Below are 15,101 nucleotides of genomic sequence, written 5' to 3'. Positions count from 1 at the left end.
CACACAACGACGGAGGTGCTGCGGCGGTGCTCTGCCGGCCGGCGGTGAAGCCGCTCTTCGTAGGACTCGGGGCCGCGGCCGTACTGGCCGCGGGCGGTGCCTCGGCCATCGCGGCCACCGATCCCCCGTCTCCCTCGACGTCGCCTTCGCCCTCCCCCTCCGAGACTCCCTCCCCGACCGGGACGCCGAAGCCCCTCGAACCGGCCGTCCAGGTGACGGTGCCGCCGGAGGAGTTCGAGGTCGGTGCGAAGGCGACGCTGACGACGCACGTCGCGGCGGCGGAGGGGACGCTCGAGGGGGTGCGGATCGTCGGCGTCAAGGCGACGTCGACGGGTCCGAAGCCGATCGTCGTGAGCGACTGCGAGGCCCCGTACGAGGCGGCGGCCTGCGTCATCGGGACGATCGAGAAGGGCGACAAGAAGACGTTCCCGGCGACGCTGTCGGTGCCGAAGGGAACGAAGAAGGACGTCGAGGTCACCCTCACCATCACGGTCGGCGCGGCCGGCCTCGAGACGGGCGTGACGGGCGAGGCGACGGTGACCTTCACCGTCCCGCCGCCGCCGACCGAGGAGCCCACCGACCCCCCGGACAAGCCGACCGAGACCCCGTCGCCGTCCCCGACCGGCGACGATGAGGACGACGGCGAAGGCTCTGGCGGTTCGTCCGGCTCGAGTGGTTCGTCCGGCTCCGGTTCCGGCTCGTCCGGCGGTTCCGGCTCGTCCGGCGGGTCCGGATCCAGCGGGTCCGGATCCGGCGGATCCGGCGGGTCGGCCGATCTGGACGTGCCCGACTACCCCGCCGCCTCCCCCAACTCCTCGTTCGACGCCCAGAGCCCGAACGTGGCACTGCCGCCGATCTCGGCGCCGAACCCGTCGGTCGCGCCGAGCCCCGTCCCGGCGACGCCGCAGAGCCGGCTGCAGCGGAACAAGGCGCCGGTCGCGCAGGAGCTGGCGTTCGAGCGGATGGCGAGCACCCAGGTGGCGTGGCTGGCGGCCCTGCTGGTGGTGTTCGGCCTGCTGCTGACGCAGGTGCGGCTGGGACGGCGCGCCGCGGTGGCGCGGGGACGAGTGCCGAAGGGGGCGCACCGGCGGACGCGCCGCGGCATGTTCGGCCGCTGAGCCCGACCGGACGCGCGGGCGGCTCAGGCGCGCAGGAGGGCGTGGCAGGCGATCGCGGCGGCGGCCGTGACGTTGAGGGAGTCGACCCCGTTCGCCATTGCGGCGGGGCTCATCGGGATGCGGACCCGGTCGTCGGCCTCGTCGAGCCAGTGGGACGACAGCCCGTCGCCCTCCGAACCGAGCATGAGCGCCACGCGGTCGCCCAGGGGGGCGGCGTCCAGCGGCGTGGCGGCCTGGTCCGGGGTGAGGGCGAGCAGCCGGAAACCGGACGCGCGCAGCTTCGCGAGGTCGTCGCGACGGTTCGTCATGCGCGCGTAGGGGACGGCGAACACGGCGCCCATGGAGACCTTGACGGAGCGGCGGTAGAGGGGGTCGGCGCACCGCGGGGACAGGACGACCGCGTCGACGCCGAGGGCGGCGGCGCAACGGTAGATGGAGCCGACGTTCGCGTGGTCGACGAGGTCTTCGAGGACGAGGATGCGGCGGGCCCCGGCGACGACGGTGCCGACGGCGGGCAGGGGCAGCCGGGCCATGGACGCGAGCGCGCCGCGGTGCACCTGGAACCCGGCGATCCGCTCGAGGACGGCGTCGTCGGCGACGTAGACGGGGGCGTCCAGGCCGTCGAGGAGGTCGGCGAGGGGTTCGGCCCAGCGCCCGGCCATGAGCAGGGACCGGACAGGGTGCCCGGCGGCGACCGCGCGGCGGATGACCTTCTCGCCCTCGGCGACGAACAGGCCGTGCTCGGCTTCGAGGCTCTTGCGCAGGTTGACGTCGCGCAGCCGGACGTAGTCCGACAGCCGCGGGTCGGCGGGGTCTGTGACGGGGACCAGGGAGGCCATCCCCCCATTGTGCCGGGGCTCCGAGGCCGGTTACGGCCACCCGGCACCGGCGCCGCCGCGCGCCGCTACCGTGGGGCAGGATGCCAGGTTCGTCCAAGCATACGCTCATGACCTGCGTCATTAGCGGTTTTGAGTTCTTTGTAACCTCTATGCCGTACTACTACAGTGCCGGGGAACATCGGCGGGTTTTTGGGTGAATCGAGGGCAGCCATGAGCGGACGTCATCGCAGTGACTTCCCTGAGGGGGAGGACGGGTGGGACCCGTCCAAGCCCCTCTTCGGTCCGGCGAACGACGGATCGTCCGACTGGTTCGGCGCCCGGAACCCGCAAGGGCCGCCGCCCGGCGGCCGCCCCGGTGAGACGGGCGAGTGGCCCGGCTCGCAGCCGGGGGAGCGGCCCCCCTACGGCGGTTCGTCCGGCTCCGGCGGCTACGGAACCGGGCAGCCCGGCCCGTCCGGCGGCTACGGCCAGGGCGGGCAGGGCGGGTACGGCGGAGCCGAACAGTCCGGTTCGTTCGGTTCGGGTGCCTACGGCGAGCCCGGACGCTCCAGCGGACCCGGCTCCGGCGGCTACGCGGCGCCCGGCGGGCCCGGCGGGCCCGGCTCGGGCGGATACGCGCGCCCCGGCGGACCCGGCTCGGGCGGATACGCGTCCCCCGGCGGTCAGGCCGGTCCCGGCGGCCCGCAGGGGTCCGGCGGGCATCGCGCACCGCAGGGACGGTCTCCGGAGAGTTCGCCCCTCGCCGGCACCGGGTACAGCGAGTACGACTCGATCCGCAGCTCCGACGAGCACGCGGGCGGTTTCTTCGGCGGACGGGCGGGCGGTTCGTCCGGCGAGTACGGCGGCGGGTCGGGCGAGTACGGCGGCCGGTCCGGCGAGTACGGCGGTTCGTCCGGCTCCGGCGGCGGCTCCGGCGACTACGGGGGCGGTGCGGGTGGTTCTGGCGGTTCGAGCGGCTCCGGCGGTTACGAGTACGGCCGCAAGCGCAAGCGGAAGCGGAGCAGGAAGGGCGCGCTGCTCGGCCCGCTGGCCGGGGCGGTCGGCCTGGTGGTGCTGCTGGGCGGCGGCGTCTACGCGTTCGCGCAGAGCAGCGGGGGCTGCTCGGGCGACGACGCGCTGACGCTGTCGGTCGCGGCGGCGCCCGACATCCAGCCGGTGATCGTGAAGTCCGCGGGCCGGTTCAACGACGCCGGGCACGAGGTGTCCGGCAAGTGCGTCCAGGCGCACGTGAAGTCGGCGGAGCCGTCGACGGTGTCGACGCTGCTGTCCGGGCAGGGTGTCGCGGCCGACGACGAGGAGCGGCCGGACGTGTGGATCCCGGACTCCTCGCTGTGGCTGTCGCGCGCGACGCCGCAGGACGGCGAGGCGCAGGTCAGGTCGTCGACGTCGCTGGCCAAGAGCCCCATCGTGATCGGGGTGCCCGCGACGCTGGCCGAGCAGCTGCAGCAGAACGGCGTCACCTCGACGCCGTCGTGGGACAACCTGCTGAAGGCGGCGGGCGGGGTCGCGGGCGGGGCCGTGACCAAGAACCAGATGATCCCGGCGGGCTCGGTGCGGCTGTACGTCCCGGACCCGATGAAGAACGCGGCGGGCATGGGCTCGCTGATGATCACGAGCACCCTGCTGGCGAACGACCCCAACCGCGACTCGATCTTCACCGGCATCGTCCGGACGGTCCGGGAGAGCCAGGTCCCGACCGTGGAGGCGCAGTTCGAGCAGTTCGGCAAGGGGCAGGGCGGCGGCAAGCAGCCGATCTCGCTGTCCTCGGAGCAGGCGCTGTGGACGTTCAACCAGTCGAAGCCGCAGGTCGGGGCGGTGGCGCTGTACCCGATCGAGGGCACGCTGTCGATGGACTACCCCTACGCCGTCACCGCGCAGGACGACGCCGCGCGCGAGGCCGCGAAGCTGCTGGAGGAGACGCTCGGCGACTCTCAGACGCGGGAGGATCTGCAGGCTGCCGGGTTCCGCAGCGCCGACGGCAAGGCGCCGGCGGGGTTCAGCGAGCAGGGCGGCGTCAGCCAGGCCAGGCCGCGGCAGCTGCCCTCGCCCAAGGCCGAGGACGTCAACGGCGTCATGCAGGCGTGGGCGCAGCTGACGCTCGGCCTGCGGATCCTGACGCTCATCGACGTGTCCGGCTCGATGGCGGAGATGGTCGACGCGGACACCAACCGGCTGCAGGCCATCGGCGCGGTGTCGCAGGGCGGCCTCGGCATGATGTCGGACGACACCGAGCTCGGGCAGTGGCTGTTCTCCACGAACATGAAGGACGGTGCGCCGTACGAGGTGACGGTGCCGATCGGCCCGCTCGGTGAGCGGATCGGGTCGAACACGCGGCGGAACCGGGTCCTGTCGGTGCTGAGCAAGATGCGCCCGAACCCGACCGGCGACACGGCCCTGTACCGGACGATGCTGGACGCCTACAAGAAGATGAGCGACTCGTTCAAGCCGGAGTTCGGCAACTCGATCCTGCTGCTCACCGACGGGAAGAACGACGACGCGGAGGGCCCGTCGCTGGAGGAGACCCTCACGCAGCTGAAGGAGATGCGCGACCCGAACAAGCCGATCCAGGTCAACATGATCGGGTTCGGTCCGGGCGTGGACAGGAACGAGCTGGAGCAGATCGGCGAGGCGACGGGCGGCGGCGTGGCCGTCGCGCAGACGCCGCAGGACATCCAGAAGATCTTCCTGCAGATGCTCTCCCGCCGCATGGGGTGAGACCTCGCACGGGGTGACTGCGCGCATGGGGTGACACGTCCGACACGGCAAGTAGTTTCTGGAATTTCCGCGAAGATCTGTCAACCGGGCGCCGGGGTCGCCCGTCGAACATATGGAGGCCCGACGGGGAGCGGGGCCGTCGGGCCTCCGACCTACTTCTCCTCTCCGGCCCGTACGCCGACGCCCTCCGAGCTCGGTGGCCGGGAGAGTCGACCGCTCCCCCTCCATCACCGGCCGGTCCGCCCCTGACGACGTGGGCGACGGCCGTCGCTCAGCCCGCGGGAGGACCTCGTGTCCGGTTGGCCCACCTTCGATCGCGCCGATGACGAACGGTCGGCCCGCGCCCTGGCGGGCGGCGACCCCGCCGCGCTGCTCCAGGTCATGGACCGGTACGCCGCCCGCCTCTACGACTACTGCCACGCGCTGCTGCGCGACCGGGACGCGGCGGCCGGGGCCCTGCACGACGCGCTCGTCGGCGCGCACGCGCGGATCTCCCGGCTGGAGGAGCCGCACCTGTTCCGGGCCTGGCTGTACGCGCTCGTCCGGACCGAGTGCCTGCGGCGGCTGGGCGACCCCGCCCGTCCGGTGGAGCGGCACGAGGCGCCCGAGGTCGAGGACGGCTTCCTGGACGAGGACGAGCTGGCCCGGCGCCTCGAGGCCCGCCGGCTGGTGCGCGGCGCCCTGTCGGTGCTGCGCGGCCGCGAGCGGGAGTCGCTGGACCTGCTGCTGCGGCACGGCCTCGACGCCGCGGAGATCGGCGGTGTCCTCGACCTGGACGAGCCGGCGGCCGCGGAGCTGACCGGGGCCGCCCGCGCCCGGCTGGACGACGCCCTCGCCGCCGCCCACCTGCTGCGCGCCGCGCCGGACGCCTGCCCGCACCTCGCCCGCGTCGCCGGGGACGGCGCCGCCCGGCCGCTCCCGGCGCCCGCCCTCCGCGACCTCGTCCGGCACGTCGAGTCGTGCCCGGCGTGCGCACCGCGCGTCGACCGGTCCCCGTCGGCGGCGCGGCTGCTGGGGCTGCTGCCGGTCGCGATGATGCCGCACGACCTGCGCGGCCGCGTCATGACCACGGCCACCGACCCGGCGATGGCGGCCGAGTACGCCGCCGTCGCCGACCGGGCCGGGCCGTTCGACGAGTGGGGCTGGCCCGTCTCCGGCGACCACGCGGCCGGAGCCGCCGGGACGGCCGGGACGGCCGGGGGCGGCGCGCGGCGGGACGGCACCGGACGCGCGCGGCGCGGCCTCGTGCCCGCGCTCGCCGCCGGGGCCGCCGTGGTCGCGGTCGTCCTGGTGGCCTACGCGATGATGCCGGACCCGTCGGACGAGAGCCCCCTGGGCGACCGTCCCGGACCGGCCGGTACCGCCGCGGTCGCCCCCGCCGATCCGTCGCGGTCGCCGACGGGCACCCCCACCACGTCGGAGCCGGCGTCCCCGAGCGACACCCCGACCCCGTCCGCCACGCCGTCGACGGCGTCCGCGTCGCCCGGCCGGTCGGCGACGCCGCGCCGGACGCCGACGCGTTCGTCCCGCCCGTCCGCCCCGGCCACCTCGGGCGGGGGGAACCAGGCCCCCGGCAGGCTGCAGGTGGGCGGCGGGTGCACGATCGCGGGCGGCGGGGGGTGCCCCATCGCGGTGAGCGCGGTCGGCGGTCCCGTCACCTGGTCGGCGAGCACCTCCTCCCCCCTGTCGGTGTCCGGCGGCGGGACGCTGCGGAGCGGCGAATCCGGTTCGGCGTACGTGTCGCTGCAGGACTGCCAGGGCTCGGGATCGACCCCCGTCACGTTCTCCCCCGGCGGCGCGTCCGCCACGGTGTCGTGGACGTGCGAGGATGGCGACGACCCGGACGGCGACGGCGGCACGAACGGCTAGCACGGAACGGCCGGCACGACCGACTAGCACGACCGGCCGGCACGAACGACCGGCACGACCGGGCGGTCATGAGATCCATGTCACTCTCGCGGGCCTTTCGCGCGCGAAGTACCTGATCAAGTAGCGGAAACGGCCACGGGGCGTACCTCACCCATCACAAAGATTCGGTCATCTGGGAGAAATCCGCGAAATTTGGTGGCAAGATCGGGCAACCAGAGCGGGCTGACGAACGTCGGCGCTCACCGGGGGCACACGATCGTACGCACACCGATATCGACCGAGGAGGACATCCGTGGCCGGTGAGCCGAGGTCCGGGCACAACGACGCCGTCCGGCTGGCGGAGTCCTTGCGGGCCGGCGACGTCATCGCGCTGACCGAGGTCTACGACGCCTATGCGCCGTTCCTCTTCGACTACTGCCACGGCCTGCTGCGCGACCGGGTCGAGGCGGCCGGGGCGCTGCGCAACTGCGTGATCGCCGCGCGGGAGCACGCCGACCGGCTGACCGAGCCGGAGCGGCTGCGCGGCTGGCTGTACGCGATCGCCCGCAAGGAGTGCATGCGGCGCCGCGACAGCCCGAACCGGCACACCGGGCAGGAGGCGCCCGAGGCCGACGACGGGCTGTCCCCCGAGCAGCTCGAGCGCCGCGACGAGCGCCGCAAGCTGGCGCACAGCGCGCTCGCGGCGCTGTCCGGGCGGCAGCGCGAGGCGATCGACCTGCACGTCCGGCACGAGCTGGACGAGGTCGACCTGTGCGGGGTCCTCGGCGTGCCGCTGGAGGACGTCTACCCCCTCGTGGAGCAGGCGCGCCGGGACCTGGGCGCCGGGGTGCGCGCGGCGCTCATCGCGCAGAGCCACCTGGGGGACTGCCCCGCGGCCGCCGGGCTGGCCGACTCCTGGCCGCTGCCGCCGCAGGCCGCGGGGGCGCTCGTCCGGCACGTCGCGGAATGCCAGGTGTGCGGGACGCGGGAGCTCTCCGTGCCGCCGCCGGACCGGCTGCTGGCCGTGCTGCCGATCGCCGCGATCCCGTCCGACCTGCGGCTGACCGTGCTGACCGCCGCGACCGACGACGACCGCGCCGGGAACCGCCGGGCCATCGCCGCGTGGACCGAGCCGTTCGACGAGTACGGCTGGCCGCTCCCCTACGAGTCGCTGGTCACCCGGGCCAAGGAGAAGCCGCAGCGCAGGCGCGGGCCCGTCTACGCGGTCGTCGGCGCCGGCGTCACGGCCGTCGTGGTGCTCGCCGGGGCGCTGACCGCGTTCGGCGGCGAGGACGACGGCGCCTCGGCGCTGCCCGAGATCTCCGCGCAGCCGAGCATCAGCGGCGCGTCCGGTGGACCGGTCCCGACCGAGTCGGCGCCGATCGACCCGTCCCCGACGAGCTCGTCGCCGTCCCCGACCGAGTCGTCGAAGTCCCCGACACCGTCGGAGACGCCGTCCGAGACGCCCTCGCGGACGCCGACGTCGGAGGCTCCCCCGGACCCGCCCGCCACCACGGACCGCCCCGAGCGCCCCGCGCCCGGCGACCTGCGGGTGTCCGGCTGCAGCATGGGCCGGGACGAGTCCTGCGGCATCACGATCCGGGCGGTCGGCGGGTCGGTGACCTGGCGCGTCACCGGCACGTCGGGCGAGGTCAGCGCGAGCGGCTCGGGCCGCCTCTCGCCGGGGGAGAGCGCCACCGTGACCGTGTCCCGGCCGGACGAGTGGTGCTGGGGGGAGGAGTCCGGCTCGGTCTCCTTCTCCCCCGGCGGATCGGCACCCGTGTCCTACTGCTGACGTCCCGCTGACGCGCGGGACGTCAGAACGAGCCGGTGTCGAGGACGCGGTGCGCGCGGGCCAGCAGCACCGGTACCGCGTCGCCGATCCGGTCGAAGCCCTCGCCGACGGTCGCCTTCTGCAGGTAGCGGGCGTGGATCCCCTCCAGGATCACCGCGAGCTTGAAGCAGGCGAACGCGACGTAGTAGTCGAGGTCGGCGACGTCGAAGCCGGTCAGCTCGGCGTACCGCGCGGCGAACTCGGCGCGGGTGAGGAAGCCGGGCGCCCGGGTGATCGTCGCGCCGACGGGCAGCACCTCGTCCTCGGCGTCGGCGGCCTCCGCCCAGTAGACCAGCGTCAGGCCGAGGTCCGACAGCGGGTCGCCGAGCGTGGACATCTCCCAGTCGACGACGGCCGCGATCTCCGGCTCGGGCTCCAGCCGGGCGAGCGCGTTGTCGAGCCGGAAGTCGCCGTGCACGAGCCGGGCCGGGGCGTCCGCGGGCAGCCGCTCGCCGAGCCGCGCGACGAGCCGGTCGTACTCGGGCAGGTCCCGGACGGTCCCGGTGGCGCGGATCGCCTCCTGCGAGCCGTCCCACTGCTTGCCCCACCGCTTGAGCTGCCGCTCCATGTAGCCGTTCGGACGGCCGAAGTCGGCGAGGCCCGCCGCCTCGACGTCCACGGTGTGGATCGCGGCGAGCGCCCTCGCGAGCGCCTCGCTGAGCCCGCGCGCCTGCTCGGCGGTCATCCCGGCCGCGTCCTCGCGGGTGCGCAGGACCCGGCCCTCGACGAAGTCCATCAGGTAGAAGTTCGCGCCGATGACGGCCGCGTCGTCGCAGAACGCCAGCGTGTTCGGCACCGGCACGGACGTCCCGGCGCCGAGCGCGCTCAGCACCTTGTACTCGCGGCCCATGTCGTGGGCGGTGGGCAGGACGTGCCCGAGCGGGGGACGGCGCAGCACGATGCGGCGCCCGCCGTCCAGGGTGATGCCGTAGGTGAGGTTGGAGCGGCCCCCGGCGATGAGGTCGATCGCGGTGATCCGGCCGCTGCCGGGCAGCGCGCCGGCCAGCCAGTCCGCGAGGCGGGGGACGTCGATGCCGGGGACCCCGGCCGGAAGGTCTGCGTCAACGGTCATGAGGCCCTATTAGAACGTGACTCGGTTCAGATGGGAAACCCCCGCCGGGTGTCGGCGCGATCGGATGACCTTGCGCACCGTAATTAATCGGCCACATCCGGCCGTCGCGTCACACTGATTTACCGAGCGTCAAGTGCCAGTGTTGACATGCGCCGGATTCACCCCGCATAGACCGGTTCATGAGATTCCCGCCCGCGCGAACGGCCGCGAACGGCACCGCGCCGCGGGGTTTCCGGGACGGCGGGGCCGCGCGCGCGACGACGGCCTGGGGCGAAGTGGGCGCCCCCGCGCCGGAGTCGCGGCCGCCGACACCGGCCCATGGCGGCAAGCTGGACATTCCGGTCTCGCTGGGCTAAGAGAATAGGACTAGACCATTCGGGGCCGACCCCGGCCCGATTGGGGGGACGCACCGTGGCAGACGCCTGGCTGCCGGGAGCCGCACGCATGCCCGTACGAGACGACGGCGGAGGGATGCAGGGAGGTGCGCCCCGGGCCGTCTGGTTCACCGGGGAACACGACCCCCGGTCGGTCTCCGCCCGCTCCGTGGCCGCCGACCTCCTCAAACAGGAGCGCCCGCCCCACGTGGTCTGGCACCCGGGCACCGGCGAGCTGGTGCAGCTCCTGCCCGCCACCCGCGCCGCCCGGCTGCTCGACGCCCCCGTGTGCCGCGAGGGACGCGCCTGCCTGCAGATCATGGTCGTCGGCCAGGCCCGCGTCCCGTTCACCGGCTCGCTGCTCACCGGCATCGACGTCCTCATGCGCTGGCTGGACGGCTGGCACGTCGCCCGCCGCTGGCCCGCCGGGCCGCCGCTGCCGTCGCCGCAGTCGTACCACTCGCAGCGCAGCCGCCGGGACTGGGCGCGCGGCGGGCACTTCGGCGCCTCGCAGGCCCCCCTCGCCGAGCGGCCCGACCCGGGCGGCATCGACATCCGCCGCATCACCGGCCCGGACACGCCCGTCGCGCCCATGCCCCGGCCCCGCGCGCCGATCCCCGAACCGTCCCTGCTGGCCCGCACGGCACTACCCGGCCCGGCACGCCCGCCGGCCGGTGACCCCGTCCCGGTCGGCGCCCGTTCCTAGACCAGCTCGCGCAGCACCGCGCAGCCCTCCCGCAGCTCCGCCGGGCCCGCCGCCGTCCCGTAGCCGATCACCAGCCCGGACGCGGCCGGCGGCCCGGCGAAGTGCCGCGCGAGCGTCTCCACCAGGACGCCCCGCGCCGCCGCCCGGCGCGCGACGTCCGCGGCCCCCGGCACGTCCACGACCAGGTGCAGGCCCGCCGTGTCGCCGCGCAGCCGCAGCCCGTCCAGCGCCCCGACCACCGCCGCGCGCCGCCGCGCGTACTCGCGGCTCATCCGGCGGACGTGCCGGTCCACGTCCCCGCGCTCCAGCAGCAGCCGCAGCGCCTCCTGCGGCACCACCGGCGTCCGGTCGTTCAGCTCCGCCCGCCGCCGCGCCACCGCCGCGACCAGGTCGGGCCGCCCCACCAGCCAGCCCACCCCCATGTCGATCGTGAGGATCTTCGCCGTCGTCCCCAGGTACACGACCACCTCGGGATCGAGCCCGTACAGCGCGGGCAGCGGGGCCACGTCGTAGCGGAACTCGCCGTCGTAGTCGTCCTCGGCGATCAGCGCGCCCGTCCGGCGCGCCCACGCCAGCAGCGCGCGCCGCCGCGGCACCGGCAGCACCCCGCCCATCGGGTACTGGTGCGACGGCGTCGTGTACACCAGCCGCAGATCGTCCGGCAGCGCCTCGACGACCAGCCCGTGCTCGTCCACCGGGCACGGCACCAGCTCCGCGCCCCGCCCCGCCAGCACCGCCCGCGCCCGCCGGTACCCCGGCTCCTCCACCCCGACCCGGTCGCCCGGCGCCAGCACCGTCGCGGCCAGCAGATCCAGCCCGTTCGTCGCGCCCCGCGTGACCAGGACGTCCTGGCAGCTCACCCCGCGGTTCCGGCGGACGTGCCCGGCCAGCGCCGCGCGCAGCCCCGGCAGCCCGTGCGGGTCCTGCCGCCACCGCGGCGTCGCCCCGGACGCCAGCCGCCACGCCCGCCGCCACGCCGGGGTGTCCAGCGCCCCCACCCACGGCAGCCCCGGCCGCAGGTCGATCACGCCCTGCCCGCCCTCGGGCTCCACGACGCCCGCGCCGCCCGGCCCCGGCTCGGGATCGGCCGTCACCCCCTCCGCGACATAGGTGCCCGACCCGTGCCGCCCCTCCAGCCACCCCTCCGCGTACAGCTGCTCGTACGCCTCCGTCACCACCGTCCGGCTCACCCCGAGCCGCGCCGCCAGCGCCCGCGTCGCCGGCAGCCGCTCCCCCGCCGCCAGCCGCCCGTCCCGCATCGCGCCCCGCAACTGGCCCGCGAGCTGCGCGTGCATGGACTCGTCCGCGTCCCGGTCGACGACGAGGGGCAGCAAAGTGGTCTCTCCCGATCCGTTCCAAGTGGCCCTACTGACCAGGCCACCACCGGCCTAGCGTAATCGGACATGAACCCGCTCTCCGCGACGCCCCGCACCCGGCTCGGCCGGGTCCCGGAACGCTCGTCCGCCGACCGCGCCGTCCTGTACGAGATCCTCGACTCCGCCCTCGTCTGCCACCTCGGTGTCGTCATCGACGGCTCCCCCCGCGTGATCCCCACGGGATACGGCCGCCTGGACGACACCCTCTACCTGCACGGATCCTCCGGCGCCGCGAGCCTGCGCCACGGCCCGTCCCGGGACGTCTGCGTCACCGTCACGCACCTCGACGGCATCGTCGTCGCCCGCTCGCTCTTCCACCACTCGCTCAACTACCGCAGCGCGATCGTCTACGGGACGCCGTCCGTCCTCACCGGCGACGCCAAGCTCGCCGGCCTGCGCGCCATCACCGAGCAGCTCGCCCCCGGCCAGTGGGACACCGCCCGGCTCCCCACCCGCAAGGAACTCGCCGCCACGACCGTCCTCGCCCTCCCCCTCGCCGAGGCCTCGGTCAAGATCCGGCAGGGCCCCCCGAAGGACGACGCCGAGGACCACGCACTCGACGTGTGGGCCGGCGTGCTGCCCGTCCGGCAGGAGTTCCGCGCGCCCGTCCCCGACCCGGCCCTGCGCCCCGGCATCGAGCCCCCGCCGCACATCACCTCCCGGACGCCCTGACATCTCGATGCCCCGCTCGCTCGAACATGGTCGTAAGGTGAAGGCCATGAACGAGCGGCTGGTCTGGATAGATTGCGAGATGACGGGGCTCGACCTGCGCAGGGACGCCCTGATCGAGATAGCCGCGCTGGTGACCGACAGCGAGCTGAACATCCTCGACGAGGGCGTCGACATCGTCATCAAGCCCCCGCCGGAGTCCGTCACCCAGATGACCGGGATCGTCCGGGACATGCACACGACGTCCGGGCTCCTCGACGTCCTCTCCTCCGGCGTCACGCTCGCCGAGGCCGAGAAGACCGTCCTCGACTACGTCCGCGGCCACGTCAAGGACGCCAACAAGGCGCCCCTGTGCGGCAACTCCATCGCCACCGACCGGTCGTTCCTCGCCCGGGACATGCCGTCCCTGGACGCCCACCTGCACTACCGCATGGTCGACGTCTCCTCGATCAAGGAACTGGCCCGGCGCTGGTACCCCCGCGCGTACTTCGCCAGCCCGGAGAAGAAGGGCGGCCACCGCGCCCTCGCCGACATCACCGAGAGCATCCAGGAACTGCGCTACTACCGCGCCGCCGTGTTCGTCCCCCAGCCGGGCCCCGACACCGACACCGCCCGCGCCCTCGCCACCGAGATCTCCGGCTGACCCACTCCCGCGGACCCGCTACACTAATTTGGAGCCGGGCGCGTTCCCGGCCACGGTGGGTGTAGCTCAGCTGGCAGAGCACTTGGTTGTGGTCCAAGATGTCGGGGGTTCAAGTCCCCTCACTCACCCCAGGCAGAGAAGCCCTGGTCATCGAGGCGATGGCCAGGGCTTCTCCGTGTCCGCGCCGCGCGCGGGTCCGTCACGTGCGGGCGACCTTGCGGGGGAAGACGACGGCGGTCAGCCAGACGGCCAGGGCCATGAGGCCCGCGCACCAGAGCATGCCGATCCAGGGCGCGGAGCCCGGGGACTGGCCGTTCAGCAGCGCGCGGGACGTGTCGATGATCGGCGTCATCGGCTGGTGCTCCGCGATGGGCCGCAGCCAGCCCGGCATGGACTCCACGCGCGCGAAGCCGCTCGAGATGTAGGGCAGGAACAGCAGGATGAAGCCGTAGCCGCTGGCGGCCTCGGCCGAGCCCGCCAGCATCCCAAGCATCGCGAAGACGCACGTGATCATCAGGATCCACAGCGCGATGATGCCGACGGCGCCGAGGAACTGCGGGACGCTCGCGTCGGTGCGGAAGCCGACGGCGAAGCCCACGAGGATCACCACCATGGTGGCCAGCATGTTGCGCACCATCGAGGACGCGGTGTGCCCCAGCAGGACGGTCACGGACGGGAACGGCATCGTGCGCAGCCGGTTCATGAATCCGGTGGTCATGTCGTTGCTGACCACGACGGACGTGTAGGACGCGCCGAAGCCCGCGGCGGTGAGGGCGATGGCGGGCATGACGAACGACAGGTACGCCTCGCGCCCGCCGCCCCCGCCGACGTCCATCGCGCCGCCGAGGACGTAGGTGAAGATCAGCATCAGCATGACGGGCAGCAGGATCGCCATCAGCAGCGATTCGCCGTCGCGGAAGGAGTGCTTGAGGCTGCGGGTGGTGAACAGGTTCAGGCTGGTGAGGAAACCGGCGCCGCGGGCGGGGGACGCGGTCGCCGGGATCGCCGTCGTGGTGGCGGTCATGCGGCCTTCCTTCCGGTGAGCTGGAGGAACACCTCGTCCAGCGTGGGCCGGCGAACGGTGATCTGAACGTCGGGACGGTCCGCGGCGAGGGCCGCGAGGTGCCGAGCGAGCTCGCCGGCCGAGCCGCGGGTGGCGATCTCCTCGACGATGCGGCCGTGGTCGTCGTGCAGCTGGATGGTCGAGCCGCCGACGCGCTCCTTGAGCTGGGACGCGGTGCCGTCGGCGACGATCCGGCCGCCGTTCAGGACGAGGATCCGGTCGGCGAGGACGTCGGCCTCCTCGAGGTACTGGGTGGTGAGGAAGATCGAGGTGCCGGTGGCGGCCAGGGCGCTGATCTCGCCCCACAGCGCCTGCCGGCTGCGGGTGTCGAGGCCGGTGGTGGGCTCGTCGAGGAAGATCAGCTTCGGGTGGGCGATGAGGCCGACCGCGATGTCGAGCTTGCGGCGCATCCCGCCGGAGTAGGCGTCGACCCGCTTTCGGGCGGCGTCCGCCAGGTCGAAGCGGTCGAGGAGGTCGGCGGCGCGGGCGGCGGCGTCGCGGCGGGAGAGCCCGAAGAGCCGCCCCATCATGAGCAGGTTCTCGATGCCGCTGAGACGGCCGTCCACGGCGGCGTACTGGCCGGTCAGCGAGATGAGTCCCTGGAGTTCCCGCCTGTCCCGGCGGACGTCCAGGCCGAGGACGCGGGCGGCGCCGGAGTCCAGGGGCGTCAGCGTGGACAGGATGTTGACCAGCGTGGTCTTGCCCGCCCCGTTGGGGCCCAGCAGCGCGTGGATGCCCGGCGGGAGCCGCAGGTCGAGGCCCTTCAGCACCTCGTGCTTCCCGAAGCCCTTGGTGACCCCGTCGAGCTCGATGAGGTGTTCTGTGTATCGCATACACTGAGTAT

The 15,101-nt window shown here is 74.0% G+C and carries 12 protein-coding genes and 1 tRNA gene; 8 read left to right on the top strand and 5 right to left on the bottom strand.

Annotated features, from left to right (window positions below):
• The first annotated feature begins 212 nt into the window (after window positions 1–212).
• The gene (locus F7P10_RS29650; protein ID WP_151014280.1) at window positions 213–1,118 is read left to right on the top strand and encodes a hypothetical protein; all 906 of its coding nucleotides are present in this window, start codon (window positions 213–215) and stop codon (window positions 1,116–1,118) included.
• A gap of 23 nt (window positions 1,119–1,141) precedes the next feature.
• On the opposite strand, the gene F7P10_RS29645 is transcribed toward F7P10_RS29650, so the two are convergent.
• Complete coding sequence (locus tag F7P10_RS29645; RefSeq protein ID WP_151014278.1) at window positions 1,142–1,957, bottom strand: RNA methyltransferase; 816 nt, start codon at window positions 1,955–1,957, stop codon at window positions 1,142–1,144.
• A gap of 210 nt (window positions 1,958–2,167) precedes the next feature.
• Here F7P10_RS29645 and F7P10_RS29640 point away from each other — a divergent pair, with 210 nt between their 5' ends.
• From F7P10_RS29640 to F7P10_RS29630, 3 genes are all read left to right on the top strand, one after another.
• The gene (locus F7P10_RS29640; RefSeq protein WP_151014277.1) at window positions 2,168–4,672 is read left to right on the top strand and encodes a substrate-binding domain-containing protein; all 2,505 of its coding nucleotides are present in this window, start codon (window positions 2,168–2,170) and stop codon (window positions 4,670–4,672) included.
• Between the two features lie 291 nt (window positions 4,673–4,963).
• On the top strand, window positions 4,964–6,541 hold the full coding sequence (locus F7P10_RS29635) for a sigma-70 family RNA polymerase sigma factor (protein WP_151014275.1): 1,578 nt from the start codon (window positions 4,964–4,966) through the stop codon (window positions 6,539–6,541).
• 292 nt (window positions 6,542–6,833) lie between these two features.
• Entirely contained in the window at window positions 6,834–8,315 is a 1,482-nt protein-coding gene (locus F7P10_RS29630) for an RNA polymerase sigma factor (protein ID WP_151014273.1), read from the top strand.
• Between the two features lie 22 nt (window positions 8,316–8,337).
• Here F7P10_RS29630 and F7P10_RS29625 read toward each other — a convergent pair whose 3' ends face one another.
• Window positions 8,338–9,426, bottom strand: coding sequence for a phosphotransferase family protein (locus F7P10_RS29625; RefSeq protein WP_151014271.1), 1,089 nt, complete (start codon window positions 9,424–9,426; stop codon window positions 8,338–8,340).
• Between the two features lie 444 nt (window positions 9,427–9,870).
• On the opposite strand from F7P10_RS29625, the gene F7P10_RS29620 reads away from it, so the two are divergent.
• Entirely contained in the window at window positions 9,871–10,506 is a 636-nt protein-coding gene (locus F7P10_RS29620; RefSeq protein ID WP_151014269.1) for a hypothetical protein, read from the top strand.
• Here F7P10_RS29620 and F7P10_RS29615 read toward each other — a convergent pair.
• A complete protein-coding gene (locus F7P10_RS29615; RefSeq protein WP_151018364.1) occupies window positions 10,503–11,801 on the bottom strand; it encodes a PLP-dependent aminotransferase family protein in 1,299 nt (432 codons plus the stop codon). The genes F7P10_RS29620 and F7P10_RS29615 overlap by 4 nt on opposite strands.
• Before the next feature lie 108 nt (window positions 11,802–11,909).
• On the opposite strand from F7P10_RS29615, the gene F7P10_RS29610 reads away from it, so the two are divergent.
• From F7P10_RS29610 to F7P10_RS29600, 3 genes are all read left to right on the top strand, one after another.
• Window positions 11,910–12,554, top strand: a complete 645-nt coding sequence (locus F7P10_RS29610; RefSeq protein ID WP_151014267.1) for a pyridoxamine 5'-phosphate oxidase family protein — start codon at window positions 11,910–11,912, stop codon at window positions 12,552–12,554.
• Window positions 12,555–12,600: 46 nt separating this feature from the next.
• On the top strand, window positions 12,601–13,194 hold the full coding sequence (gene orn, locus F7P10_RS29605) for an oligoribonuclease (protein WP_151014265.1): 594 nt from the start codon (window positions 12,601–12,603) through the stop codon (window positions 13,192–13,194).
• Between the two features lie 55 nt (window positions 13,195–13,249).
• A tRNA-His gene (locus F7P10_RS29600) sits at window positions 13,250–13,325 on the top strand.
• Between the two features lie 68 nt (window positions 13,326–13,393).
• Here the strand turns inward: F7P10_RS29600 and F7P10_RS29595 are convergent.
• Window positions 13,394–14,218 (bottom strand): ABC transporter permease, encoded by an 825-nt coding sequence (locus F7P10_RS29595; protein ID WP_151014263.1) that lies wholly within the window; start codon window positions 14,216–14,218, stop codon window positions 13,394–13,396.
• Window positions 14,215–15,090 carry an ATP-binding cassette domain-containing protein gene (locus tag F7P10_RS29590; RefSeq protein WP_151014261.1) on the bottom strand — a complete coding sequence of 292 codons (876 nt, stop codon included), beginning with the start codon at window positions 15,088–15,090 and terminating at the stop codon, window positions 14,215–14,217. Before F7P10_RS29590 ends, F7P10_RS29595 begins: the two co-directional genes overlap by 4 nt.
• Between the last annotated feature and the right edge of the window lie 11 nt (window positions 15,091–15,101).

The organism is Actinomadura sp. WMMB 499 (genome assembly GCF_008824145.1).
Classification (GTDB): Bacteria; Actinomycetota; Actinomycetes; order Streptosporangiales; family Streptosporangiaceae; genus Spirillospora.
This window is presented reverse-complemented; position numbering and strand designations above follow the sequence as displayed.